Below are 26,557 nucleotides of genomic sequence, written 5' to 3'. Positions count from 1 at the left end.
GGCGAAGTGAGGTATTGACCCAGTATACACCTATGCTGCAAGTGCTCTCTAGTGTCGGGTTGTTATTGGTGCAGTTTCGGATAATCCAGCCGTTCCAGGGTGCCACAGGATTCCGATAGTTCCTCCCAGCAGGTAATGCTGAGGGCGATCTGCATGACCCCGCAGGTGGGAAAGTTGGCAACTGTTTCATGGGTGAGGAAGTAGCCTGCCATCTCCAGGGTTGGATTATGCCCGACCACCATAAGATGCCGATAGTGATCTGACTGTCCCTGCAACAGGTTGATCAGGGTCTCTACCCGGGCGTGATACAGTTCAGGCACTTCAATGATATTGTTGGCAGGATAGCCCTGCGCCAGGGCCACCTGCTCGGCGGTGGTGATCGCTCTGCGGGCTCCGCTGCTGAGGATGAGGTCTGGCTGTATGCCAAATGCCTGTAAACGGTCGGCCATCAACGGCAGATCCCGCTTACCGCGTTTGTTCAGGGGGCGGTTAAAGTCGGACAGTTCCGGGTCGTCCCAACTTGATTTAGCGTGCCGTACCAGTGTCAGCATTTTCATAGACTGTCCTTAAGCCGCGCAAGTGATAGCCTCAGTATTGACTAAGGCTGGCTGAAAAGCTATCTGTTAACTGGCGATACAGTTTTCTAAATCTTCGGCTTCATCGTCACGGTTAGTCACCAATTGTGACCAGACTTTACGCATATGCCCCGCTGGGTGGCTGCCGCTGTATTGCAGGTTCATCGGCCCCTGATTAAACAGACGCGTATCCATCTGTATCAGGTTTTCATCGATGAGGGGCGTGAACTCCATCTGCTCTATAATATCTTTTTGCAGATCAATACCCGGAGCTATTTCGGTGAGTTTCAATCCTTCAGCGGTGAGCATAAACACTGCCCGCTCGGTGATGAAGGTGACGGTGTGGCCCTGTTGTATTGCATATTCCCCATTGAACGTTATCTGCTGCACCTGGCGGCGAAACTTTTTCACCGGGCCATTTTCGATAATCTTTATCTCACCGTCGTTGATTTCAATCTGTTGCGGGCCGGAGGTGAAAGTGCCGAGAAAGTAAAGGTCGTGGGTGTTCTGAGTAATATTGATAAAGCCGCCAGCCCCTGCCAGTTTGTTGCCAAAACGGCTGACATTAACATGGCCTTCAGGGCAGCTCTCGGCCAGCCCGAGGAATGCCTGATCGAGGCCGCCACCGTCGTAGAAGTCAAACTGTGCGGGCTGGTCGATCACCGCAGATGCATTGCTGACCGCGCCGAAGCTGAGGCCACTGGCCGGTTGTCCGCCGATGCCACCAGGCTCAACAGTAAGGGTAAAGTCATTCAGCATTTTCTCTTCTGCAGCGACGGTGGCAACCATCTCCGGCATGCCGATGCCGAGGTTGACCACCGACTGTTTACGCAGTGCCATCAATGCCCGGCGACCGATGATCTTACGGGCAGACAGTGGTTCAAACTCAAGGCTTATCGGGGCGACGACATCGCCACAGTAGGCTGGATTGAATGGTTCGGCAAAGGTTTGCGGATGGTCCGCAGGGTCAGCAACGACGACATGATCAACCAGTATTCCCGGAATTTTAATCCGGTCCGGTGTCAGGTGATGCTGATGGGTGATGCGTTCCACCTGTACGATGACTTTACCGCCGCTGTTATGGGTGGCCTGAGCGATCGCCAGTGATTCCAGAGGCAGTGCTTCCCGCTCCATAGAGATATTGCCATCCGCATCTGCAGTGGTACCGCGTAACAGGGCGATGTTGATGGGGAACGCTTTATAGAACAGATATTCTTCACCGTGAAGATTGATCAGTTCTACCTGATCGGCGCGGCTGCGACTGTTGATTTTACCGCCGTCCTGGCGCGGGTCAACAAAGGTGTGCAGGCCTACTTTGGTTAGGGTTCCGGGCTTTCCTGCAGCGATATCCCTGAATAGATGACAGATGACCCCCTGAGGCAGGTTATAGGCTTCAATGCGGTTATCTGTCGCCAGTTTGCCCAGGCCCGGTGCCAATCCCCAGTGGCCGCCGATCACTTTACGTACCAGCCCCTCATGGGCGAAGTGGTTCAGCCCTCGGTGTTGCGCATCACCCTGGCCAGCGGCATAGACCAGTGCCAGCTTCTGCGGGTGGTGGCTGGTAATAAAACGTTGCTCTATCGCTTTGGCAATGCCTTCGGCAAAACCGATGCCGATAAAACCGCCGGTGGCGAGTGTAGCGTTGTCGGGGATAAGTTGCGCGGCGTGTTCTGCACTGATCTGCTTAGACATGGATAGATCCTGATGTTTATTATTTTTTTAATAGTAGAGCTATCTATAGCAAATGCAGGGCCATAAGCAGTAACTATATAATTATCAAATAGTTATCTTTTCTCGGGTCAAAAAAATCTGCGGGAGATGTAAAACTATTTAGACGCTATGCATAAATTATGTCTAATTTTTTATGCAGTCCTTTACATATTCAAGCGGCGGATGCGGTTATAGAGGGTCGCCCGGGAGATTCCCAGTTGTTTTGCTGCCCGGGTTTTATTGTGCTGACATTGTTCCAATGCTTGCTGCAGCATCTGCGATTCGGCTCTGTCGCGGCTGTGAGCCAGACTGTTATCCGTGCCAATCGGGGTCGACTGCACAATATCATCGGCACCCAGGTCGTCCGGGTAGATAGCATCCAGTTCGGCCATCACACAGGCACGTTCAAGGCGGTTATGCAGCTCCCTGACGTTGCCGGGCCATGGGTATTGTTGCAGCCAGGTCATCGCCTCGCTGCTGAGACCCAGCGCCGGAAGGCCCGAGTCCTGGGATATTTTCTGCAACAGATGGGCACAGAGAGCGGGTATATCAGACAGTCTGTCCCGGAGGGCTGGCAGCCTAAGGGGGAGAACATTCAGACGGTAGTAAAGGTCCTCTCTGAACAGCCCCTCATCAACGAGTTGCTTAAGGTTTCGCGATGTTGCTGCAATAATTCTTACATCAACTTTTTCTAAACGGTTGGAGCCCAGGGCTTCAACTTCCCGCTCCTGCAGTACTCGTAAGAGTTTTGCCTGAATTGCCGCTGAAATATCGGCGATCTCATCGAGAAACAGTGTGCCGCCGGCGGCCAGCTGTATTTTGCCCTGTCGTCCGCTTTTGCTCGCCCCGGTAAAAGCCCCGGCAACAGCGCCGAACAGTTCTGATTCAACCAGGGATTCAGGCAATGCTGCCATATTGATGCCGACAAAGGGGCCATCTCTGCGAGGGGACGCATTATGAATGCCCTGTGCCAGAAGCTCTTTGCCCGTGCCGGTTTCCCCCAATAGCAGGATAGTGGTATCAAGCTGTGCCGCTCGGATCGCCTGGCGTTTAATTTTGAGCAGCGGGGTCGAACTACCAATCAGATCGTCGAGTTCATATTTGCTGGTACGCAACAGATTTTCGGACACCAGTTGTTTTTTCAGTCGGGCAAATTTATCAAACAGTGGCTGAAGGTTGTTCAGGTTGTCATAGAAGATAAAACCGATCGCGCCGAATACCGAACCGTCCGGGTTTTTTAACGGTAGTCGGGTAACGGCACACCAGCGGTTGTTAATCTGCATAAGGTCGAGAAAGCTGGGTTGGCCTGTTTTGACGACGCGGGGTAGTTGCGTAGTGGGTAATATCTCTTCAACAGGGAGGCCGTTGAGGTTTGCGTCGTTGGGGAGGTCAAGAAACTCGCGATACTGTTGGCTCAGCCAGACGACGCGACATTTTTGGTCAATCGCGATGGCGCCCTGGCACAGGCTGGAAAGCAGGGTGAGAAGGTTTTCGTCACTGCTGTTAATGAGTGTTTCAAGCTGGCTCATCGGGTCTCTGCACTTATCTGTAGGTGCAGGCCAGTGTGCCAGAATTAACGGCGCAATGGCAGAAATATCAAACCTGTAAAGAGTCTGCGCGCCATCCTTACCGGGCTGGCGCGTCAGGCAGAAAATCAGGCGACTTTCTGGTTCTCGGAGTACGGCATCAGCTGCCAGCTGTGTGGCACGCTCACCAGACCGATCTGCGCAGAACAATCCTTGCACACATAGAGGGTGTTGTTATGGATATGTTTTACTTCAGCGAGACGGCTGTGCAGACTGATGCTTTGATGTTCCAGTAGTGACTTGCACTGTGGGCATAGACATGTCATTTGGTTTACCTCAAAACGGTCTTCGGAATACTGATTCTGCTGTGGAGAAGTCCTTTTGCAGCAGTGGTTCTGTGTGTTTTTTAATCAGTGTAGCTTATGTGTGACATAAATGAGTCATTTTTGATGACTTTTTGTGTCGTATATATGCGACTTATCTTAGCACAAAACTTATGGATAAAAAACGTTGATGTAAGTCACTGTTTTGGAAACGATAACAGCACTTATGCATGATTTCGGTCAGCTTTAGGGGGGAATGCTTGTTGTTATGAGAACAGGAAAATAAAAAAACCAGCCCTGTGGCTGGTTTTTGTCTCTTTTTGGTGACGTTTTCAGCTGGCGTTTAGCCGCCGAGGTAGGCTTGCCTCACCGACTCATCGGTTAGCAGGTTAGCACCGGAGTCGGTTTTAACGATTCGACCATTTTCCAGTACATAGCCCCGATCAGCTATCCGCAGTGCCTGGTTAGCGTTCTGCTCTACCAGAAAGATAGTGACGCCCTCATCCCGCAGACGCTCGATAATATCGAAAATCTGTTTGATAATAATCGGTGCCAGTCCCAGTGATGGCTCGTCCAGCAGCAGCAAGCGGGGTTTACTCATCAATGCCCGGCCAATGGCGAGCATCTGTTGTTCGCCACCTGACATCGTTCCGGCGCGCTGCTTAAAGCGCTCTTCTAAGCGAGGGAACAGATCGAGGACATACTTAATGGTTTCTGCAGCCTGCTCGTTGGTGCGGAAGTATGACCCCATATAGAGATTTTCCTCCACTGTCATGGCACTGAAGACCCGTCGTCCTTCAGGAACGATGGCCAGTCCTTTGCGCATAATCTCCGGGGTATTGAACTGCCCCAGCTCTTCGCCTTCAAAGGTGACCTTGCCGGAGGACGCTTTGGGATCGCCACAGATGGTCATCATCAGGGTTGTTTTGCCTGCCCCGTTGGCACCGATCAGGGTGATAATCTCACCCTGATTGATCTCAATGCTGACATCATGCAGTGCCTGAATCTGTCCGTAGTGGGTGTTTACATTTTCGATCAGCAGCATCTTATTCCTCCCCGAGATAAGCTTTGATGACATCGGGATTGCCCTTGATCTGCTCGGCATTGCCGTCAGCTAACGGCGTGCCCTGTGCAATCACGTAGATATGATCGGAGATGCCCATAACCAGGCTCATATCGTGTTCGATCAGCAGAATAGATATCTCATGTTCATCGCGTAGGCTGATGATCAGTTCATCCAGTTCTTTGGTTTCGTTGGGGTTGAGACCCGCAGCCGGTTCGTCCAGCATCAGCAGTTCAGGCTGGGTGACCATGCAACGGGCAATCTCAAGACGGCGCTGCTGTCCGTAAGACAGGTTACCCGCTTCACGATTCGCATAGTCCAGCAGTCGCACCTCTTTCAGCCAGTGAGCGGCATGCTCCATTGCGTCTTTTTCCAGGCGCCGATAGTTCGGCGTTTTGAGTAAACCGGAAAATAGGTTGGTATTCAAATGGCGGTGCTGGGCAACCAGCATATTCTCAATCACCGTCATCTTCTGAAACAGACGGACGTGCTGAAAGGTGCGTACCAGCCCCTTACGGGAAATCTGATAATCTTTCAGTCCGGCAATCTGCTGGTTTTTCAGCATGACGCTGCCCTCTGTGGGAATATAAAAACCTGACAGACAGTTAAATACGGTGGTTTTACCCGCACCGTTCGGGCCTATGACTGAAACGATCTGGCGATTCTTAACCTTCAGGTTTACGCCGTTTACCGCTACCAGGCCGCCGAAGCGCATGGTCAGGCCGTTTACATCCAGCAGTAACTGACTCATTGTTGTTTCAACTCCAGGTTCGGTCGTTTTATTGGTACCAGTCCTTCCGGACGCCAGCGCATCATCACTACCATCAGCAGGCCGAATAGCAGCATCCGGTATTCGGAGAATTCCCGCGCCAGCTCTGGCAGAATGGTCATGATAATGGCCGCAAAGATGATCCCCATTTGTGAGCCCATACCGCCGAGTACCACAATGGCCAGAATGATGGCAGACTCAATAAAGATGAACGACTCGGGACTGATAAAGCCCTGGCGGGCGGCGAAGAAGCAGCCGGCAAAGCCCGCGGTTGAGGCACCCAGTGTAAACGCCGAGAGCTTAATTGCGGTGCGGTTGAGGCCCAGAGAGCGGCAGGCGATCTCATCTTCCCGCAGGGCTTCCCAGGCACGGCCAATTGGCATCCGCATCAGGCGGTTGATCAGATAGATGACGCAGATCACCAGCAGCACCGCGATGAGGTAGAGAAAGATCACTTTGTAGGAGCTGGAATAATCCATATCAAAGTATTCGTGGAAGGTCATTGCGCCTTCCTCTTTTGCCCGGCGATTAAACTCCAGACCAAACAGAGTGGGCTTGTCGATACCGGAAATACCGTTAGGACCACCGGTCAGAGAGGTCCAGTTATTCAGCAGAATACGGATAATCTCACCAAATCCGAGGGTGACAATTGCCAGATAGTCGCCCCTTAGACGCAAAACCGGAAAACCTAACAGGAAGCCGAAGAGCGCGGCAAGTCCTGCTGAGATTGGCAGGCAGGCCCAGAATGACATGCCAAAATATTGCGATAGCAGGGCGTAGGTGTAGGCGCCTACAGCATAGAATGCGACAAAACCCAGATCCAGCAGGCCGGCAAGGCCTACCACAATGTTCAGTCCCAGTCCCAGCATAATGTAGATCAGTGTCAGGGTCGCCAGATCAACAGTGCCCCGTGAAACCATAAACGGCCAGATTAACATGCCGACAATAACCGCAGAGATCAGCCAGGGTTTCAGGACGGCCATCTTCTTTTCTTGCGGCAGCACCGCTTTGAAGTTGGGTTTGGGAATGGCACCGAATAGTGCATCGACCTGAGCGCTGAACAGTTGTGATAGAAACACCACTGAGATCCCGACAGCGATCCATATCCACTGTTCAGCGGTTGCGCCTTTAACCGCCAACACGCTGCTGTCGGTATCCAGTTTAACCCCAATCATCAGGCAGGCGAGGATGAGTGCGATTCCTGCGGCAAAAATTGCATTATACAGTTTAGAAGAGGTCATACTTTCTCTACCTCCGGCTTGCCCAGAAGTCCGCTTGGACGGAATAACAGAATCATCACCAGCAGGCCGAACGATACAACATCCTTATATTCTGATGGAAAAAACGCTGAGGTCATCGCCTCGGTGACACCGAGAATGAGACCACCCAACACTGCACCGGGAATTGATCCGATCCCGCCCAGAACCGCTGCGGTAAAGGCTTTCAGACCGGCGATAAAACCCACAAATGGGTTGACGACGCCGTAATAGAGGCCCAGCAGCAATCCGGCAATAGCAGCCAGTGCCGCGCCGACAATAAAGGTGAGGGCGATGATTTTATTGGTATCGATCCCCAGCAGATTGGTCATCCCCAGGTCCTCGGAACAGGCGCGGCAGGCACGTCCCATGCGGGAGCGGGAGATAAACAGTGTTAGCAGCGTCATGCTGATAAAGGTGACAGCAAAGATCAACACCTGCATATAAGAGAGGGAGACCTCAAAGGTGCTCGGATCGCCGAAGTTCCAGCCACCGATAATCTGTGGCGGCAGAGCAACATCCCGTGAACCCTGAGCCAGAACGACAAAGTTCTGCAGGAAGATAGACATACCGATGGCTGAGATTAGCGGAATCAGTCTGTTCGAACCCCGTAGTGGACGGTAAGCAACCCGTTCGACTGTCCAGCCGTAGGTGCTGGCGATAAACATCGCGACCACAAGGGCGATAACCAGGATGATGGGAAGGCTCACTATTCCCATGCCCAGCAGGCCTGCGATAACAATAAATGTCACGTAGGAGCCGATCATATAGATCTCGCCGTGGGCAAAGTTGATCATACCAATGATGCCGTAAACCATTGTATAGCCGATGGCGATCAGGGCGTAGGTGGAGCCGATGGTTAGCCCGTTAATGAGCTGTTGCAACAGATAAAGCGAAAATTCTGACATTTGCAGGGACCATATAAAACGAATCCCCGATGCCGGATCGCGGCACCAGGGAATCGGGATTGGCGGACCGCGGCATGTGCGCCGCAGTTTGCTAATCTATTGATATTACATTGAATTACTCAGCAGGAGACTTAGAGCCATCCTTGTGTAAGCGGTATACCAGGAAGGTGGACTCAGTCAGGTCGCCCTTCTCGTCATACTTTACTTTACCAATCGCAGTATCGAAATCGTGAGTACGGATATACTCAGCCAGCGCTTCGGAATCAGTCGATTTAGTCGCTGTCATCGCATTGGTCATGACCTCAACGGCGGCATAGGCGGTGAATACAAACGGACCGGTTGGGTCTTCACCTTTCGCTTTGATCGCCGCTACACGCGCTTCGTTGACCGGATTCTGGTCGAAGCTTTTCGGTGCAGTTGCCAGTACGCCTTCGGACGCATCGCCAGCGATCTTCGCCAGGTCAGAGTTAACTACCCCTTCAGGCCCCATGAACTGAGCATTAAAGCCCTTTTCAGCAGACTGACGCAGGATCAGTCCCAGCTCCGGGTGGTAACCACCGTAGTAAACGAAGTCGACGTTCTCTTTCTTCAGTTTAGCGATCAGTGCAGAGAAGTCTTTGTCACCGGGGGTAACGCCTTCAAACATCACCGCTTTAACGTCATTCTCGGCCAGTTGATCGCGTACCGCTGTTGCCAGGCCTTCACCGTATTGCTGCTTATCGTGGATAATTGCAACACGGGCAGGTTTCGCATTATTCAGAATATACTGCGCCGCCATGCTGCCTTGCAGGCTGTCCAGACCGATGGTGCGGAACACCATTTTATAGCCTTTCTCCGTGATGGAAGGGGAGGTAGAGGCTGCAGTGATCATCAGCACGCCTTCCTCTTCATAGATGTCGGTAGCCGGTTCAGTTGAAGAGGAGCACAGATGACCTACCACCTGAGTGATGCCATCGTTAACGATTTTGTTAGCGACAGCGACAGCTTGTTTAGGATCGCAGGCATCGTCATAGATAACACCTTCGAGCATCATGCCATTAACGCCGCCAGCGTTGTTGATATCTTCAATCGCGGCCATTACACCGATCTTTTGCATGTCGCCATACTGAGCAACAGGACCCGTTGCAGGGCCAGCCAGACCAATTTTAAGCGTGTCTGCCTGTGCAGCAGCGGTTAAGCCCATAATGCATACAGCAGTACTCAGGCTCAGCAATGTTTTGCGGAATTGATTCATCGAGCTAATCTCCATTTATTGTTCTTTGCAGAGGCTTCCCTGTTAGGGGAGATGTCTGAGGATAGTCGGCTTTTAGTAAGCTTCGAGCCTATTCGCAGATTATACAGAAAGAATGTAAGCACCTCTGTCGCAGTCGCTAACTCTACCTCCGGCTATAGACTAATTGCAATCTAAGTAGAGGACTTTTATGCGGTTAAATTGATCTGATGAGTTTTTTTTCGGCTCACTGGTAGAAAGTGTTAATAATATTGCCATTATTTGTTATTGAGCATCTGACCGTTTTTGTTAATGATTCCTGCCCTTAGACATTTATTTTCGAGCGTTACTGATAGATGCTAATGTCAAAGCGAAAATTGATTCCTGAATAATGATAATAACTGGGAAAAGTATGGACCCGATCCGCTCACTCATCCGCTGTTTAATCCAGGCTGTTGTTCTGCCGTTAAGTCTGCTGGCAGGTTGCGCCTCAGCAGAGCCGGTTCTCGACCGCCTCAACACCCCCTCGCTGCTCTCCTCTCGTTCCGGTCAGGCACTGATGCTGGATATTGCGGCCAGTGGCGATCAGTTGGTCGCCGTCGGTGATCAGGGGATCGTGATGCGTTCAGTGAACCAGGGGCGCAGCTGGCAGCAGCAGCAAACCCCGTTTAGTGTGATGCTTACCTCTGTCTGCTTTGCTGACCCTTCCCGTGGCTGGCTGACAGGGCATGATGGCCTGCTTGCTGCAACCGATGATGGTGGTGTCAGCTGGCACACGCAGTTAAATGGTGTGCAGATTAATGCGTTACGATTGCAGAGATTGCAGGAAAAAGCAGCGCAATTGCAGCTTCGTTTGGATGCTGAGCCGGACAATGAATCGTTGGCGAAGCAACTGGATAGTATTTCCTGGCTGGTCGATGATGCGATCGCGGCGCAGGAAGGCGGTGCAACAGTACCGTTGCTGGATATCTGGTTTGACGATACGCAACAGGGGTTTGCACTGGGGGGTTATGGTCTGTTGCTGAAAACCGAGGACGGTGGTAATAATTGGGCCTACTGGGGTGACCGTCTGGATAATCCCGATAACTTCCATCTGAATGCGATCACCGCAGACCACCAGGGCAATCTGTATATCGCCGGTGAGGCGGGGCTGTTGTTTCGTTCGACCGATGGCGGCGATAGCTGGAGTCGTATCGAGACCCCCTATGATGGCTCTTTCTTTGGCATAACCGAGTTCAAAAACCGATTGTATCTGATGGGGCTGCGGGGGAATTTGTACCGTTCAGTGACAGGGTTGGAGTGGTTGCCGGTTGACACGGGTTATTCCGTTACCTTGCTGAGTGCGGTTGCCGGGGCTGATAAGCTGGTATTGCTGGGTCAGGGGGGGCTGATTTTACAGAGTGATGATGGTGAGATATTTACTCCGCTCGACAGTGGCGGGCGACGCTCTTTCAGTGCAGGTGTTGCGTTGAAGGGAGAATACGTTCTGGTGGGTGAAGGTGGGTTGCTGACGCTGGAGGCTGGCCATGAATAAGTTGTCGCAGATCCTGTTGGCGCCGATTAAAGGTTCAGAAGAGTTTGCTGAGCGGGTGCTATTTCACTGGCGCCTGCCGGTATTGCTGATATTTGCAGCGCTGACCCTGTTTCTGGGCTGGCATGCGGTGCAGATCAGACCTGATGCCAGTTTTGTAAAGATGATTCCCACCTCCCATCCGTATGTGCAGAACTACCTCAAAAACCGTGATGACCTCGCCGGGCTGGGGAATAGTGTGCGGGTTGCGGTGGCGGTGAAAGAGGGAGATATCTTTACCGCTGAGTTTCAGCAGACACTGCAGAAGATTACCGATGAGTTGTTTTTTATTCCCGGTGTTGACCGGTCAGCGCTGACCTCCATCTGGACGCCTAATGTGCGCTGGACAGAGGTGACCGAAGAGGGGTTTGTCGGAGGCCCGGTAATTCCGCCGAATTATGATGGCTCTGCGGCCAGCCTTGAACAGGTCAAGCTGAATATTCTGCGCTCCGGTCAGGTGGGGCGGTTGGTGGCCAATGATTTCCGCTCGGCGATTGTGCAGGTACCGCTGTTTGATAAACATCCGGATAGCGGTGAAAAGCTGGATTACCAGGCGCTGTCTCAGCAACTGGAAACCCTGATTCGGGAGCGTTATCAGTCTGATAACATTACGATTCATATCACCGGCTTTGCCAAGATTGTTGGCGACCTGATCGATGGTGCTGCGCAGGTAGCAGTGTTTTTCGCTATCGCGCTGCTGATTACGCTGGTGCTGCTTTATCTCTATTCCCGCAGTATCACGGGCACGCTGGTGCCGCTCGCTTGCTCGGTGATTGCGGTGATCTGGCAGTTGGGCTTGCTGAAACTGCTGGGTTACGGACTGGACCCCTACTCGATGCTGGTACCCTTTCTGGTGTTTGCTATAGCGGTCAGTCACGGGGTGCAGATTGTTAATACCATCGCGCTCGAAAGTGCCCGGGGGGCAGACAGCTGGCTGGCGGCGCGACGGGCGTTCCGGGCACTGTATATTCCGGGCCTGACGGCGCTGCTATCGGATGGCATCGGTTTTGTTACCCTGATGGTGATCGAGATCCGTGTTATTCAGGATCTGGCAATTGCGGCATCGTTGGGGATTGCGGTCATTATTCTGACCAATCTGTTTCTGTTGCCGGTGATTATGTCGTTGCTGGGGATTGGCGAGCAGGCCACCCGCAGAGCCCGAAACGCTGAACAGAACCAACATAGTGTCTGGCGCCTGCTGACCTGGTTTGCCACACCAAAAGGTGCCCGGGTCGCGGTTGCCGTTGCGCTGGTGTTATTGGTGGGTGGGGTGTATCAGGGGCAGAAACTGCAGATCGGTGATCTCGATAGCGGTGCGCCAGAGTTGCGTCCGGACTCCCGCTACAATGTTGATAACCGTTTTATCACCCAGCACTACTCCACCTCCAGCGATATCTTTGTGGTAATGGTCGGTACTGAGACAGATCACTGCTCCAGCTTTGCCACGCTGTCACTGGTGGACCGCTTTCAGTACTACCTGACCAATATTGAGGGGGTACAGTCGAGTGTATCGCTGGTGGATGTGTCTAAGCGGGTAACCTCGGGTTTGAACGAGGGCAATCTTAAATGGCGGACAATCAGCCGTAACCAGCTGGTGATCAACGCCTCCCTCTCCTATGTGCCTGCCGGGTTGATGAACCCCTCCTGTTCGCTGCTGCCGGTAATCATCTTTCTCGATGATCACAAAGCGGCAACCCTGACCAATCTCACCCGGCAGATAGCGTCATTCGCCGCTGAAAATGATTCTGATCAGATCCGTTTTGAGATGGCCGCAGGCAACTCCGGCTTCGAGGCTGCCACTAATGAGGTGATCGGTACTGCGCAGTATCAGATGCTGGCCTGGGTGTATGCTGTGGTGGGTCTGTTGTGTCTGCTGACATTCCGTTCGGTTAAAACCCTGATCTGTATTATTGCACCGCTGGCGCTGACTTCGATTCTCTGTCAGGCGCTGATGGCCAGTTTTGGTATCGGCGTTAAAGTGGCAACCCTGCCGGTGATTGCACTGGGGGTGGGTATCGGTGTCGATTACGGCATCTATATCTACTCTAAACTTAACACCTATCTGGTGCAGGGGATGTCGTTGCAGGAGGCCTATCTGAATACCCTTAAAACCACCGGTAAGTCGGTTGCTTTTACCGGTTTAACCCTGGCTATCGGGGTGGTGCTCTGGGTGTTTTCGCCGATCAAGTTTCAGGCAGATATGGGCGTGCTGCTAACCTTTATGTTCCTCTGGAATATGCTGGGAGCGCTCGTGTTACTGCCCGCTCTGGCCTGTTTGTTAAAGTGTGATGTGGTGCAAAGTACGACCCAAGCGGAGATGAAAAATGTTACTAAGTAAACGCATAGTGCTGGTGCTGGATCAACAGGATCAGAGCTGTTTAGCACTGCAGCGCTGTGGTCTTATTGCCAGTCGTTTGCAAAGTCCGGTGACGCTGATCTGGTTGGGTGATGACAGTGAAAAGGCTACAGAAGCGATGGCGCAGCTGGAGGGTGAGGGCATTGCCGTTACGCTGCTGTACAGCGTTCGGGATAAGTTGCTGAAAAAACTGGCGAAGATACTGTCTCAGCAGTCTCCTGGTTTGTTGGTGAAAAGCTGTGATCCCCGGAAAAAAGGCTTTATGACCTCTATTGATGGTCAGATTCTGCGTGAGCTACCCTGTCCGGTGCTGCTGGTTAAGCGGGATGAACTCTGGCAGGACGGCATCGTCATGGCAGCGGTTAATCCGCTGGCGGATGACCGGCATCAGCTCCAGCTCAATGATGATCTGTTGCAGGTGGCCGCCCAGATTGCCTTGGCTACCGGCTCGGCGCTGACAGCGGCGGTTGCCTGTCCCTCGGCGATGATGGGGGCTGACCCGGTGATGCAGTCAGAAGAGCTGATTCAGCTTAAAGTGCATCGGGCGCTTGAGGCACAGTTGAAACGGCTGCAGCTGCATGCACAGGCGGTGGCGGTAGGTGAAGGGCCGCCTGAATACTGGATTCCACAGGCCGCAACTCAGCTGGCTGCGCGACTCGTGGTGATAGGCACCCGTGCCCGGGGTGGCATCAAAGGTGCGCTGATCGGCAACACCGCGGAGCGAATATTGCCGCGGCTGGACTGCGATATTCTGGTGCTGCGCATCGGCCTTGCTGATGAGGTGGTGCCGGTACTGCAGCAGTAAATTGATTTTAATCCTCAAGCCCGGCATGTCCGGGCTTTTTTGTTAACAAAAATTGAGTGTGTGTTGTTTTTTATTTCATTGATTTATAAAGGTTAATCCTAATTAATTGGCTTTATGAATTTTTGTGTTAGTGATAATGAAAGGTTTTGTTATTGGTTAATGGCGGCGCTTCGTAGATCCTCAGTGCATACAATAAATAACAATAGCGTGTTGTGTCTTAGAGGCAACGCGCGATACAGGATCTGTCGAGGTGTCATCATGCCGGAATATAAAGCGCCCTTAAGAGATATTCAGTTTGTACTGGATGAAATGCTGCAAAGTGAACAACACTATCAGAGTCTGCCGGGCTGTGAAGAGGCCTCCCCGGATATGATCAGTGCCATTCTTGAGGAGGGGGCTAAATTCGCAGAGCGCGTGCTTGCACCGCTGAATCAGGTGGGTGACCGGGAAGGCTGCCAGTTAAACGATGGCGAGGTAAAGACTCCCACCGGCTTTAAAGAGGCTTACCAGCAGTTTGTTGAGGGCGGCTGGCCATCGCTGGCCCATGACCCTGAGTGGGGCGGGCAAGGCTTACCAGAATCGATCGGCATTATACTCAATGAGTTGGTCGGTTCAGCTAACTGGTCCTGGAGTATGTACCCTGGATTGAGTCACGGGGCGATGAACACCATCGAAGCCCATGGTACTGAAACACAGAAAAAAACCTATCTGACCAAGCTCATCAGCGGCGAGTGGACCGGCACCATGTGTCTGACCGAGTCCCATTGCGGTACCGATCTGGGGATGCTGAAAACCAAAGCGGAACCTCAGGCCGATGGCAGTTATACCATCAGCGGCACCAAGATCTTTATCTCCGCAGGTGAACACGATATGGCGGATAATATTGTGCATATTGTGCTCGCCCGTTTGCCGGATGCGCCTCAGGGCACCAAAGGGATCTCGCTATTTATCGTGCCAAAATTTCTGCCGGACGGTGCTGGCAATGTCGGTGAACGCAACAGCCTCAGCTGTGGCTCACTGGAACATAAGATGGGTATTCACGGCAACGCTACCTGCGTAATGAACTTTGATGGTGCCACAGGTTATCTTATCGGCCCGGAAAACAAAGGTCTGAACTGTATGTTCACCTTTATGAATACCGCACGTATTGGCACTGCACTGCAGGGTCTGGCACATACCGAATGGGGCTATCAGAATTCGCTGGCCTACGCCCGGGATCGGTTGCAGATGCGCGCACTGAATGGCCCTGCCTGTCCTGATAAACCCGCTGATCCGATTATTGTGCACCCCGATGTGCGGCGTATGTTGCTGACCCAGAAAGCCTTTGCTGAGGGCGGTCGGGCATTGATCTACTACTGCGCGCAACTGGTCGACAGAGTCAACCTGACAACCGACGCTGAGGCGCGTCAACAGGCGGATACTCAGCTGGCATTCCTGACGCCCATTGCCAAAGCGTTTCTTACCGAAACCGGTTTTGAATCGGCCAACCTGGGAATGCAGATCTTTGGCGGTCATGGTTATATCAGTGAGTGGGGCATGGAACAAAATGTCCGTGATAGCCGTATCTCGATGTTGTATGAAGGCACCACCGGTATTCAGGCGCTCGATCTGTTAGGTCGTAAAGTGCTGATGACCCAGGGTGAGTCGCTGAAATCATTTACCAAAGTTGTGCATAAATTCTGCGAGTCTCAGGCTGAGAATCGCGCCATGCAGGAGTTCATCAATCCGCTTGCCCGGTTGAATAAAGAGTGGGGCGATCTGACCACCCGTATCGGTATGAAAGCGATGCTCAACCGGGAAGAGGTGGGCGCAGCCTCTGTCGACTACCTGATGTACTCCGGTTATATCACTATGGCGTATCTCTGGGCCCGAATGGCGGTTACTGCGCAGCAGAAACTGGATGCCGGAGAGGGCGACCGGAGCTTCTATCAGGCGAAGCTGAAAACTGCCCGGTTCTATTTCGAACGGATATTACCACGGACGAAAACGCTGGAAGCGACCATCGATTCCGGTGCGGATAATCTGCTGGATATGGATGAAGCAGAGTTTTCCTGCTGATCCGGCCTGTTGAAATAACGATGAAGCTATTTGTAACAAAGCTGGTTCGAAGCAAAGCCGGTCGGGTGTTGCTGACCGGACTGATCAGTATTAATTACCGCTTGCGGCATAGACGTTCAGGTCTGACGCCGCAGGCAACTTCAACAAGGGAGAGTGATATGTCAGAGATTCAGGGGTTGTTTGAAACCATGGCCGGACGGTTTAACAGTGCAGCTGCCGCCGGTCTTGAGGCAGTATTCCAATATAAGCTGGATGAAGGGGATGCCTATTATGTGGCCATTTCAGCAGGCGACTGCGTGCTGGAAAAGGGTGAACATGACAGCCCCAGTGTGATTTTGATGATGGACAGTCAGACCTTTAAAGAGGTGCTGGATGGTAAAACCAATGGCATGCAGGCGTTTATGTCAGGCCGTATCCGTGCGGAAGGCGATGTTATGCTGGCCACCCGACTGGAAGCACTGTTTCCCGCCGGTTAACCCTTGAATTAGCTGCACTATGTCACGGTTGCTGCTGATTTTATTCGACTTTTTTATCTGAGCACTTATGCTGAGAGAGACAGGTTGAGCACTGAATCCTGTATTTAACAGCTAAACAACAATAACAATTACAGTAAACGGGATCTGAACATGGATCAAAAACCACGCGGCAGCTGGATTCCAGATAGTCTGAATCCAAAAGGCTACAGTACACTGACCGATGTTATCCAGCGAATCGTCAGTGATTATGCTTCTAAAACTGCCTTTACCAGCTTTGGTAATTCGATGAGCTATGCCGAACTGGGGCAGTTGTCTGATGCGTTTGCCGTTTATCTGCAGCAGGAAACCGATCTGCAGCCGGGCGACCGTATAGCTATTCAACTGCCAAACCTGAATCAGTATCCTGTGGTGCTGTTCGGCGCGCTGAAAGCGGGTCTGATCATCGTTAATACTAATCCGTTGTACACCCCCCGGGAACTGGAATATCAGTTTAAGGACTCGGGTGCTAAAGCACTGGTTGTCTATAAAGGGGTTGCGCATAATGTTGATAAAATTATCGCCAACACCTCGATCAAATATGTTTTTACCACCCAGATTGCTGATCTGCACCGGCCATTAAAGCGGCTGCTGATCAACTCTGTGGTGAAATATATCAAGAAGATGGAGCCTTCGTTTCATCTGCCCCAGGCGATTGAACTGCGTCATGCCTTAAATCAAAAAGCCGGTCAGCAGCCACAGTCCGTGCCCCAGACGTGCAGTGATGTTGCGGTGTTGCAATACACCGGTGGTACCACTGGCGTTTCCAAAGGTGCAATGCTGACCCATGGCAATCTGATCTCCAATTTCCTTCAGGGGGTCAAACTGATCTCCGCTGCTGATGAACACTGGGCGGAGATGGTGGTGGCACCGCTACCGCTCTATCATATCTATGCGTTTACCATCACCATGGCGGTGTTGGAGCTGGGCGGTAATAACCTGTTGATCGCCAACCCCCGTGATATACCCGGTTTTATCAAAGAACTGCAAAAGCATGCGGTCTCGGCCTTTATCGGCTTGAATACCCTGTTTGTCGCGATCTGTAACCATAAAGACAGCCATCTGATCGATTTTAGCCATCTTAAAGTCACCCTCTCCGGTGGTATGGCGCTGACTCAGGCGGCTGCAAATGCCTGGGAAAACCTGACCCGCTGCCAGGTATTGGAAGCCTATGGTCTGACTGAAACATCACCTGCGGTGGCGATGAACCCGCCGCAAAATATCCGCCTGGGTACTATTGGCCCGCCGGTAGCTGAGACCGAGGTGAAGATCGTCGGCGCAGATGGTCAGGCGCTCGGCGTGGGTGAGCCGGGGGAGCTCTGCGTTAAAGGGCCTCAGGTGATGCTGGGTTACTGGCAGAAAGAGCGCGCAACGCAAAGCTGTTTTACCGATGATGGTTATTTTATTACCGGTGATGTGGCGATTATCGAAGCAGATGGTTATCTGCGCATCGTTGACCGGGCGAAAGATATGATTAATGTCTCCGGTTTTAACGTTTATCCGAATGAGGTTGAGGATGTCGTCACCCTTCATCCCGCGGTAGTCGAATGTGCTGCAGTGGGTGTTCCCGATCTGCATAGCGGCGAGATTGTAAAGCTCTTTGTGGTGGCAAAGGATGCGGTGACCAGTGAGGAGATTCGTCTCTGGTGTAAAGAGCGGTTGACCCCTTACAAGGTGCCTAAGGTGGTTGAGTTTGTTGATGATCTGCCAAAATCAAATGTGGGCAAAGTGCTGCGGCGTCTGCTGCGAACCGATAAGCCCGGCAGTCACGCTGCCTGAACGCCGGATCTTATTATGTCTCTGTCCAGCCCGGTTCGACGGGAGTTGCAGCATCGCCGATCGGTAGAGTGCTTAGGTTATCTGCGGGAAGATGGCTTATGGGACATCGAAGCCAGGATGACCGATATTAAAACCGCGACAGTGGCGTTGCCAATGCGTGGAGATGTTCCCGCCGGTGAACCGTTCCATGATCTGGGGTTGCGGGTGACCCTGGATCAGACATTGTTGATTCATGAGGTGGAGGTGTTTATCGATGCCTCCCCCTTTAATATCTGCAGAAAAATTGCCACCGCATTTAAAAAACTGGAAGGCACTCGTATTGGTCCCGGGTGGCCACGGCAGTGTAAAACGCTGCTGGGCGGTCATCTGGGCTGTACTCATCTGAATGAGTTGTTGCCCACCATTGCCACGACAGCAATACAGACCCTTTGGCCAAACAGTGATATCGACGTAATGAAACTGGGTGCGCCAATGATGATAAACAGTTGTCATAGCTGGGCACAAAACAGCGATGTAATAAAAGTGCTGCTGCCGGATCATTATATCCCTGCAGAACCAGAAGCCCCGCAGAATCTGTCTGAATTAAACAGGAGTAAGATATGAGCGAACAGCTTAATATCACCACCGAAAATCGTATTTGTAAGATTTTGTTAAGCCGGTCTGATAAAAAGAATGCACTTACGCTGGCGATGTATGAAGGGCTGACTCATGCACTTATCAACGCTGATGCCGACCCGGATGTCAGAGTGATTATGCTGGGCTCCGATAATGACAGTTTCTGCTCGGGTAACGATATTGCCGATTTTATTGCCGCCGCCAGCCGACCGGATGCGGTAGGGGCGCCTCTGCTGTTTTTACAGACAATCGCTTCCCTGGCAAAACCGGTGATGGCGGTGGTGCCCGGTGCAGCGGTGGGTATAGGCTCGACTATTCTGCTGCATTGTGATCTGGTGATCGCCAGTGATCAGGCCCGTTTTCAACTCCCTTTTGCCCGACTGGGTCTGGTGCCTGAGGGTGGCTCAAGCTTGTTGCTGCCGCAGCTGGTGGGGCATCGACGGGCATTTGAGTTGCTGGTAATGGGAGAGGCATTTAGTGCGTCAACTGCCCGGGAGTTGGGGTTGGTTAATCGGGTCGTTATGCACAGCAGTTTGCAGGACCTTGCAATGCTGGAAGCGGAAAAGCTGGCGGCCATGGCACCCGAGGCAGTACGGCAGAGTAAGGCGATGCTGCGCAGTCATACCCAGAAGCAACTGGACGCGGTGTTGGTGGCCGAAGTCAAACAGTTTGCGCAACGGCTGCAGTCAGCGGAAGCGGCAGAGGCGTTACAGGCCTTTGTCGAGAAGCGTGAGCCGGACTTTTCTCGCTTTTAAACAGTTACTTGTTGCCCTTATGGCGTAACAGAAGGTCGCCATAAAGGGCTTTGATCTCAGCAATATCTTTTTCACTGTCACCGCTGGTGTGGTAAGCGGTGTAGATACCAGCACGCCGCTCACGCCAGTCGATATACGCCGCCATCACCGGTACACCCGCCTGATAGGCGATATGGTAAAAACCACTTTTCCATTCATCAACCTGAGAGCGTGTGCCTTCGGGCGCGATCACCAGATAGAGCTGATCTGCGTTGTTAAACTGAGCCGCCGCCTGAGAGACGACATTCAACGATTTTGACCGGTCAATAGGAATGCCTCCCAGCCACATCATCAGGTGGCGCACTGGAAACCTGAAGATTTGCACCTTACCCATCCAGTAAATAGGAAACTCCTGGCTAAACGCCAGCATCAGTGCGTAGGGCAGATCCCAGTTGCTGGTATGAGGTGCGCCGATCAGCACACACTTATCGATCCCTTGTATCGCTGTAAAGTCCAGCTGCCATCCTTTCATTTTCAGAAATTTTCGGGAAGCCCAGCGCAGCGCGGGTTGGAATACCGGGTTGTCAAAAATAGTCGGGTGCATGATGAGCGGTCTGAAAGGGTGGCTGTTTTCGGACTATTGTAATGTTATTTGTCTCAATCTGATATGCAGCAGCCTTTTCTACCGGGAGCTGGGTATCTGTTTTATGCTCAATACAACCGGGGAGAGGCACTGCTGATAGTTTTTTTGCTCATAATTGTTAATTGTAGGTTTTATGTAATATATTGTTTTAAAAGTAAATAATTGAAATGTAGACGATTTTGTTACTGATAAAGGCTATTTTTGTTATTGCTGGAAAATCCTTCGCGACTAGTATTAAACAATCTGTACTGTACGCAGTGTTATCTCCCGGTTTCTGATTTGGCAGTCCGGCGTACAGAGGCGTCAGATGTTGACTATGACTAACAATAATTATCCTGAGTATGGAGTGCACCATGCAATTTGAAGGAAAGGCTATTCAGGTTCAGGAGATCGACAGCGGCTTGTATGAGCTGTGTTTTGATCTCAACAATGAACCGGTGAATAAGTTTAATCAACTCACGCTGAGTGAGCTTAAAGATGCGGTAACGCAGCTCAGCGCAGTGGATGGTATTAAAGGGGTGCTTTTCAGTAGCGCTAAAGACAGTTTTATTGTCGGTGCTGATATTACCGAGTTCAGTTCGTTGTTTGACCAGGGGGAAGCGGGACTTATCGCTAAGCTGCTGGAAACTCACGGAATCTTTAATGCAGTGGAAGATCTGCCCTGTCCTACGGTGACTGCAATTAACGGCCTGGCGCTGGGCGGTGGCTTTGAGCTTTGCCTGTCTACCGACTATCGGGTGATGGGTGAAAAAGCCAAAGTCGGTTTGCCGGAAGTTAAGCTGGGCATCAACCCGGGCTGGGGTGGTATTGTGCGTCTGCCCCGGCTTATCGGTATCGATAATGCCAATGAATGGATCTGCACCGGCGCTGAGAAACGCGCCGATGCGGCACTGAAAGATGGTGCCGTGGATGCGGTTGTTGCTCAGGACAGGGTACGTGAGGCGGCTATCAGTCTGTTGCGTCAGTGTGCCGAAGGTAAATTCGATTATGTGGCTCGCCGCACTGAAAAACAGAGCCCGGTGAAGCTGAATCAGATTGAGCAGATGATGGCCTTTGAAACGGCGAAAGGGATGATCGGCGCCAAAGCCGGACCTCACTATCCTGCGCCTTTACAGGCGGTGAAAACGATTCAGAAATCCTGCGGTATGGATCGTGATCGGGCGATTCAGGCCGAAGTTGAGGGGGTCGCTAAACTGGCTTCCGGGCCGGTGGTTAAAGCGCTGGTCGGTCTGTTTATGAAGGACCAGTATGTCAAAAAAGTCAGCCGGGGCTATGAGTCGACGGCGGTAAAAGTGAAGCAGGCGGCGGTTCTCGGCGCTGGCATTATGGGCGGTGGTGTTGCCTATCAATCGGCCTCGAAAGGGGTGCCGATCCTGATGAAGGATATCAATGAGTCGGCGATCCAGCTGGGTCTTGATGAAGCGAATAAACTGCTCGCTGGCCAGCTGAAGCGGGGGCGGACAGATGCAACGAAGATGGCGGCAACCATCAACCGCATCCGACCAACCCTGAGTTATGGTGATTTTGGCACGGTTGATCTGGTGGTTGAAGCGGTGGTTGAAAACCCCAAAGTGAAGGGGATGGTGCTGGCGGAAACCGAGCAGCATATCGCCGACGATGCGGTGCTGGCATCAAACACGTCCACCATCTCAATTACAGAGCTGGCGAAATCGCTTAAGCGTCCGCAAAACTTCTGCGGTATGCACTTCTTTAACCCGGTACATATGATGCCGCTGGTGGAGGTAATTCGCGGGGAGAAAACCTCGGATGCCACAGTTGCCCGTACGGTTGCTTATGCAACCGCCATGGGTAAAACGCCGATCGTGGTAAACGACTGCCCTGGGTTTCTGGTAAACCGGGTGTTGTTTCCTTATTTCGGTGGTTTTAATGGCCTGATACAGGACGGCGCTGATTTCCGTCAGGTTGATAAGGTGATGGAAGGCTTTGGCTGGCCAATGGGGCCTGCCTACCTGCTGGATGTGGTCGGTATTGATACGGCACATCATGCGGATCAGGTGATGGCCGCAGGCTTTCCGGAACGGATGTCCCATGAAGGTGAGTCGGTGATTGACCGGATGTACTCTCTGGAGCGTTTCGGTCAGAAAAACAGTAAAGGTTTTTACCGTTATGAGCTGGATCGCAAAGGCAAGCCCGCCAAGTTGCACGATGACGAGGTCGATCAGCTGCTGCAAGGCACTGTTGGCACTGCATGGGGGTTTGAACAGCAGGAGATTATTGAACGGATGATGATTCCTCTCTGTATTGAGACCGTGCGTTGCCTGGAGGAAAAAATTGTTGCCTCACCGGCAGAGGCGGATATGGCGTTGATTTACGGTATCGGCTTCCCGCCATTCCGCGGTGGAGTGTTCCACTATCTGGATGAGATGGGGCTGGCGGCGTTCTGTGAGATGGCGGCTAAGTATGTTGATCTGGGGCCGCTGTATCAGCCAACCGAAATGATGCAGCAGATGGCTGCAAACGGCGCTACTTACCTCAACGCTCAATCCAACAAGCACGCTAACTAAGGAGGAATCGAAGATGAGTCTGAATCCAAATGATGTAGTCATCGTCGATGCGGTGCGCACCCCGATGGGCAGGTCCAAAGGCGGTTCCTTCCGACATGTCCGGGCTGAAGAGTTATCTGCCCGGGTGATGCAGGCGCTGTTGCAACGTAATCCTAATGTCAATCCGGCAGAGATTGAAGATGTGATCTGGGGCTGCGTTAACCAGACCAAAGAACAGGGCTTTAACATCGGCCGTAACGCTGCGGTGCTGGCCGGGTTGCCCCACAGTGTGGCGGCGCAGACCGTTAACCGTTTGTGTGGCTCTTCGATGGCTGCACTGCACTCGGCAGCGCAGGCGATCATGTGTGGCAACGGCGATCTGTTTATGGTCGGCGGGGTGGAGCATATGGGGCATCTGGATATCCTGCACGGTATCGATATCAATCCGCAGATGAGCAAGCAGGTCGCCAAAGCGGCGATGATGATGGGTCTGACCGCTGAGATGCTCGGGCGGATGAACATGATCAGTCGTGAAGAGCAGGATGCTTTTGGTGCCCGTTCCCACCGTCTGGCCGATGAGGCGCGCCGTGAGGGACGTTTTGATAATGAGATCGTTGCGGTTGAGGGGCATGATGAAAACGGCTTTAAATCGTTGCTGGAGCAGGATGAGGTGATCCGCCCGGAAACTACGGTAGAAGTGCTGTCTGCGTTAAAACCTGCCTTTGTACCGAAAGTGGGTACGGTGACTGCAGGGACCTCCTCAGCATTTTCTGACGGTGCATCGGCGATGCTGATGATGTCAGCAGCCCGGGCTCAGGCACTGGGTCTGACCCCACGGGCAAAGATCCGCTCAATGGCGGTGGCTGGATGTGATCCCTCTATCATGGGCTATGGCCCGGTACCTGCAACGCAGAAAGCGTTGAAGCGAGCAGGGCTGAGAATCGAAGACATCGATTATGTTGAGCTGAACGAAGCCTTTGCGGCCCAGGGCCTGGCGGTGTTGAAGAATCTTAAACTGATGGATCAGATGGAAGAGAAAGTTAACCTCAATGGCGGCGCGATTGCTCTGGGTCATCCGCTGGGCTGTTCAGGCACCCGGATCTCGACCACGCTGTTGAATGTGATGGAGCAGAACAATGGCACATTGGGTCTGGCGACCATGTGTATCGGTATGGGACAGGGCATTGCTACGGTGTTTGAACGTCTTAACTGAGTGTGACGGCTTAACTGAATGTTATAGCAACCCCGGTTGCTGCTGATCTTAAAACCCCGGATACTGTCAGTTGTTGTGACATGATCCGGGGTTTTTTATTTGAATTTTTTCGCGCATCTGGTGCTGGCTGACGCCACGGTGGAATCCCGGGTAGGGAATTTGCTCGGTGACTTCGCCCGTGGTGTCGACCAGCAGGCTTTACCAGCTGACGTATTGCAGGGCTTGATCAACCATCGCAGAGTGGATCAGTTTACCGATCAGCACCCGCTGGTGCGGCAGATGAAACCGCACTTCAGTCAACAGCGACGCCGGTTTGCCGGTATTGCGCTGGATGTCCTGTTTGATCACTATCTGTTGAATCACTGGCAACAGTTCAGCTCGCAGCCAAAAGATCAGGTAATTGAGGCGTTTTATGGGGATCTGATGGCCGGTCAGCCACTGATGCCACAGCGGATGCAGCGAGTCACCCGACGGATAGTTGAATCTGACTGGTTTGGTAGTTATGAAAGCTTGGAAGGGGTTGTCTACGCGCTGGACCGGATCGCCGGACGGATACGCTTTAACAATGAGTTTCAGGGAGTGGGCGAGGAACTGGCGCTGCACTATCCTCGGTTTGAAGCAGGATTTCAGCTATTTTTTACAGATCTGACAGCTCAGTTCCCGTCACCACTGATCGATACCGGGAACTGAGTCTGTTGGCAGAGTACTTAGCTTTTACGCTGGGCCAGTCTGGCCTGCAGGGAGCTAATCAGCTCCTGCTTACCATGGCCGGTCTTGGTGACCGTCGGCTCAGCGGTATTGCGATAGCGGGCAATGGTATGGGCAATCTTCTGATCTTTATCCAGGCCTGGACGCAGATTGAGACGCGCCGGAGTGGTCTGTTTCGCACTCAGAGATATACCCGAAGCTGCGCGGGATTTTTCCTGCTGCATGATCGCTATCTCGGCACTCCTGACCGTATCCCGATCCAGCTCCAGGCGAGTCTCTTTGAGCGCTTCAGCAGGCTTTTTCACTGTCAGCGGCAGACTGCTGCGGATGGCTGATTTCGGTTTCGCTTTGGGTGCGGTTTTACGCATGCCCTGAGCACGGGCATCAATCCGTGCCATCACCGTTGCCATCTCCTGAGCTTCAGCTTGTTGCCGGGAGATCTTGCTATACTCACGGTCATCACGTTCCAGGGCAATCTTTTCCCGGATCAGTTTTTCCTGAGTTGCTGATGCGACTTTGCCTGTTGCCAGTTTGGGTGCGGCTGCACGGCTGACCGGTGTCGGGGCTGATGCCTTGGATTTTGCTTTCGAGGATTTGCTCCGTTTACGGGAATCCATTGCGGCAAGCACCTTGTTCATCGCCATGGTTTCCTGACGCTCACGCACAATTCGGGCTTCAAGTTCTGCGTCACGCTGTTGCGCGAGCAGTTTCAGATCAACTTCACCGGTCGGTTTTTCGATCTCACCTTTCAGCAACGCTTTCTGCTCAGCTTCTTCCAGCAGGGCGAGTGCGGCTTTACGTTCTGCAGGGCTCTGACGGTGAACTTTACTGGGCTTTGGTTTGGTGATGAGTCCTTGCAGACTTTTACCGCCAAAGGTTTCCAGTGCGTCAGCCGTCAGTTCGCGTGCTTCACTGAGGTTGTCTGCGAAACCATATTCGGTGATGGCGAAGCTCTGCGCTCCGTCATGCCGTATAGCATTATAAAGCTCGGCCTCAACTCCGGACTCCGCTGCAATTAACAGCGTCTCCCAATGACTATCGATATCGTTACGTGTGGAGCCGACATAGACCTGTTTTGAAACTGTGTTGGTGATGGTGAAAATAATCAAGATATTACCCGGTACCGCTGGCAAAAAGAGGGAGTATTATAGAGATCAGAAAGGCAAAGGTAAGACTTGATATTTAGTTTTTTTTCAGACTTTAAATTGGTGTGCGCTATCTATCTGATTTAATGGTTTATTCAGGCTTTCGGGGTAAATAGCGCTGGCGAAAAAATATTAAAATAAATTTGCTTAGCGACTGAGTCGGGCAATCCGCTCCGCCAGTTGTTTGTATTCAGAATAGGTATCCATCGTGGGTTTACGCAGTGGATAGGGTACTTCGGCGAGTGCGCTAATTTCGCCTTCTGGCAGTATTAGCTGCCAGGCGGTGGTAAATTGGGGTTCTTCATCCAGCAACTGCTGGCAGGGTGGACTGTTCCATACTTCAGCCAGACGGCTGCTGGCATTTGCCTGGTTAAGACAGGCGTTGATCAGAGGTCGCAACTTAAGGATATAAACCGCTGCAGAGCGCGGATCATTCAGCTGCATCGCAGAGAGCGGCCAGGCGATTAACAGCAGTGTTGTTAATATCAGCACTCGAGCAATGGGTCGATCATCAGATGTATATCGTTGTGAGTGGGACAAACTGCGGCTCCGGTCGGGAATCTTTACCGCAGTTT

Annotated in this window: 23 protein-coding genes; 11 read left to right on the top strand and 12 right to left on the bottom strand. The window is 52.3% G+C overall.

The genetic code is table 11. From position 1 onward, the window contains the following. Positions 1 to 62 precede the first annotated feature (62 nt). The 9 genes from Q0499_RS16070 to Q0499_RS16030 form a co-directional block, all read right to left on the bottom strand. Positions 63 to 557 (bottom strand): histidine phosphatase family protein, encoded by a 495-nt coding sequence (locus Q0499_RS16070; protein ID WP_299201161.1) that lies wholly within the window; start codon positions 555 to 557, stop codon positions 63 to 65. Between the two features lie 66 nt (positions 558 to 623). Continuing rightward, the gene (locus tag Q0499_RS16065) at positions 624 to 2,267 is read right to left on the bottom strand and encodes a CoA-transferase (RefSeq protein WP_299201159.1); all 1,644 of its coding nucleotides are present in this window, start codon (positions 2,265 to 2,267) and stop codon (positions 624 to 626) included. Between the two features lie 182 nt (positions 2,268 to 2,449). Then, positions 2,450 to 3,814, bottom strand: coding sequence for a sigma 54-interacting transcriptional regulator (locus tag Q0499_RS16060; RefSeq protein ID WP_299201157.1), 1,365 nt, complete (start codon positions 3,812 to 3,814; stop codon positions 2,450 to 2,452). 125 nt (positions 3,815 to 3,939) lie between these two features. After that, positions 3,940 to 4,137 carry a hypothetical protein gene (locus Q0499_RS16055; protein ID WP_299201155.1) on the bottom strand — a complete coding sequence of 66 codons (198 nt, stop codon included), beginning with the start codon at positions 4,135 to 4,137 and terminating at the stop codon, positions 3,940 to 3,942. Between the two features lie 340 nt (positions 4,138 to 4,477). Beyond that, on the bottom strand, positions 4,478 to 5,179 hold the full coding sequence (locus Q0499_RS16050; RefSeq protein ID WP_299201153.1) for an ATP-binding cassette domain-containing protein: 702 nt from the start codon (positions 5,177 to 5,179) through the stop codon (positions 4,478 to 4,480). A gap of 1 nt (position 5,180) precedes the next feature. After that, the gene (gene livG / locus Q0499_RS16045) at positions 5,181 to 5,948 is read right to left on the bottom strand and encodes a high-affinity branched-chain amino acid ABC transporter ATP-binding protein LivG (protein ID WP_299201151.1); all 768 of its coding nucleotides are present in this window, start codon (positions 5,946 to 5,948) and stop codon (positions 5,181 to 5,183) included. Continuing rightward, positions 5,945 to 7,207 (bottom strand): high-affinity branched-chain amino acid ABC transporter permease LivM, encoded by a 1,263-nt coding sequence (locus Q0499_RS16040; protein WP_299201148.1) that lies wholly within the window; start codon positions 7,205 to 7,207, stop codon positions 5,945 to 5,947. Before Q0499_RS16040 ends, livG begins: the two co-directional genes overlap by 4 nt. Continuing rightward, positions 7,204 to 8,130 (bottom strand): high-affinity branched-chain amino acid ABC transporter permease LivH, encoded by a 927-nt coding sequence (livH, locus tag Q0499_RS16035; RefSeq protein ID WP_299201145.1) that lies wholly within the window; start codon positions 8,128 to 8,130, stop codon positions 7,204 to 7,206. Before livH ends, Q0499_RS16040 begins: the two co-directional genes overlap by 4 nt. Positions 8,131 to 8,245: 115 nt before the next feature. Further along, positions 8,246 to 9,364: a high-affinity branched-chain amino acid ABC transporter substrate-binding protein gene (locus Q0499_RS16030; protein ID WP_299201142.1), complete on the bottom strand. Its 1,119-nt coding sequence runs from the start codon at positions 9,362 to 9,364 to the stop codon at positions 8,246 to 8,248. Between the two features lie 388 nt (positions 9,365 to 9,752). Here Q0499_RS16030 and Q0499_RS16025 point away from each other — a divergent pair, with 388 nt between their 5' ends. The 8 genes from Q0499_RS16025 to Q0499_RS15990 all read left to right on the top strand — a co-directional run bounded on the left by Q0499_RS16025 (position 9,753) and on the right by Q0499_RS15990 (position 19,790). Next, entirely contained in the window at positions 9,753 to 10,874 is a 1,122-nt protein-coding gene (locus Q0499_RS16025; RefSeq protein WP_299201139.1) for a YCF48-related protein, read from the top strand. Beyond that, the gene (locus tag Q0499_RS16020) at positions 10,867 to 13,248 is read left to right on the top strand and encodes an MMPL family transporter (protein ID WP_299201136.1); all 2,382 of its coding nucleotides are present in this window, start codon (positions 10,867 to 10,869) and stop codon (positions 13,246 to 13,248) included. Before Q0499_RS16025 ends, Q0499_RS16020 begins: the two co-directional genes overlap by 8 nt. Further along, the gene (locus tag Q0499_RS16015) at positions 13,235 to 14,071 is read left to right on the top strand and encodes a universal stress protein (protein WP_299201133.1); all 837 of its coding nucleotides are present in this window, start codon (positions 13,235 to 13,237) and stop codon (positions 14,069 to 14,071) included. The genes Q0499_RS16020 and Q0499_RS16015 overlap by 14 nt, the downstream gene beginning before the upstream one ends. A gap of 258 nt (positions 14,072 to 14,329) precedes the next feature. After that, positions 14,330 to 16,129, top strand: a complete 1,800-nt coding sequence (locus tag Q0499_RS16010; protein WP_299201130.1) for an acyl-CoA dehydrogenase C-terminal domain-containing protein — start codon at positions 14,330 to 14,332, stop codon at positions 16,127 to 16,129. 20 nt (positions 16,130 to 16,149) lie between these two features. Beyond that, the gene (locus Q0499_RS16005; protein WP_299201127.1) at positions 16,150 to 16,605 is read left to right on the top strand and encodes an SCP2 sterol-binding domain-containing protein; all 456 of its coding nucleotides are present in this window, start codon (positions 16,150 to 16,152) and stop codon (positions 16,603 to 16,605) included. A 150-nt stretch (positions 16,606 to 16,755) separates the two neighbouring features. Further along, complete coding sequence (locus tag Q0499_RS16000; RefSeq protein ID WP_299201124.1) at positions 16,756 to 18,420, top strand: AMP-binding protein; 1,665 nt, start codon at positions 16,756 to 16,758, stop codon at positions 18,418 to 18,420. Between the two features lie 15 nt (positions 18,421 to 18,435). Continuing rightward, the gene (locus Q0499_RS15995; protein WP_299201121.1) at positions 18,436 to 19,023 is read left to right on the top strand and encodes a DUF2889 domain-containing protein; all 588 of its coding nucleotides are present in this window, start codon (positions 18,436 to 18,438) and stop codon (positions 19,021 to 19,023) included. Continuing rightward, a complete protein-coding gene (locus Q0499_RS15990) occupies positions 19,020 to 19,790 on the top strand; it encodes an enoyl-CoA hydratase (RefSeq protein WP_299201118.1) in 771 nt (256 codons plus the stop codon). Before Q0499_RS15995 ends, Q0499_RS15990 begins: the two co-directional genes overlap by 4 nt. A 4-nt stretch (positions 19,791 to 19,794) precedes the next feature. Here Q0499_RS15990 and Q0499_RS15985 read toward each other — a convergent pair whose 3' ends face one another. After that, positions 19,795 to 20,373, bottom strand: a complete 579-nt coding sequence (locus Q0499_RS15985) for a 1-acyl-sn-glycerol-3-phosphate acyltransferase (RefSeq protein ID WP_299201115.1) — start codon at positions 20,371 to 20,373, stop codon at positions 19,795 to 19,797. A 392-nt stretch (positions 20,374 to 20,765) separates the two neighbouring features. On the opposite strand from Q0499_RS15985, the gene fadB reads away from it, so the two are divergent. The 3 genes from fadB to Q0499_RS15970 all read left to right on the top strand — a co-directional run bounded on the left by fadB (position 20,766) and on the right by Q0499_RS15970 (position 24,819). After that, positions 20,766 to 22,937, top strand: a complete 2,172-nt coding sequence (fadB, locus tag Q0499_RS15980; protein ID WP_299201112.1) for a fatty acid oxidation complex subunit alpha FadB — start codon at positions 20,766 to 20,768, stop codon at positions 22,935 to 22,937. A gap of 13 nt (positions 22,938 to 22,950) precedes the next feature. After that, positions 22,951 to 24,129, top strand: a complete 1,179-nt coding sequence (gene fadA, locus Q0499_RS15975; protein ID WP_299201110.1) for an acetyl-CoA C-acyltransferase FadA — start codon at positions 22,951 to 22,953, stop codon at positions 24,127 to 24,129. A gap of 99 nt (positions 24,130 to 24,228) precedes the next feature. After that, complete coding sequence (locus Q0499_RS15970) at positions 24,229 to 24,819, top strand: ACP phosphodiesterase (RefSeq protein ID WP_299201107.1); 591 nt, start codon at positions 24,229 to 24,231, stop codon at positions 24,817 to 24,819. Between the two features lie 17 nt (positions 24,820 to 24,836). On the opposite strand, the gene Q0499_RS15965 is transcribed toward Q0499_RS15970, so the two are convergent. Beyond that, positions 24,837 to 25,946 (bottom strand): hypothetical protein, encoded by a 1,110-nt coding sequence (locus tag Q0499_RS15965; protein ID WP_299201103.1) that lies wholly within the window; start codon positions 25,944 to 25,946, stop codon positions 24,837 to 24,839. Positions 25,947 to 26,129: 183 nt separating this feature from the next. After that, positions 26,130 to 26,522 carry a hypothetical protein gene (locus Q0499_RS15960; protein WP_299201100.1) on the bottom strand — a complete coding sequence of 131 codons (393 nt, stop codon included), beginning with the start codon at positions 26,520 to 26,522 and terminating at the stop codon, positions 26,130 to 26,132. Between the last annotated feature and the right edge of the window lie 35 nt (positions 26,523 to 26,557).

Origin of the sequence: uncultured Amphritea sp. (genome assembly GCF_937127095.1) — a bacterium.
Taxonomy (GTDB): domain Bacteria; phylum Pseudomonadota; class Gammaproteobacteria; order Pseudomonadales; family Balneatricaceae; genus Amphritea.
This window is presented reverse-complemented; position numbering and strand designations above follow the sequence as displayed.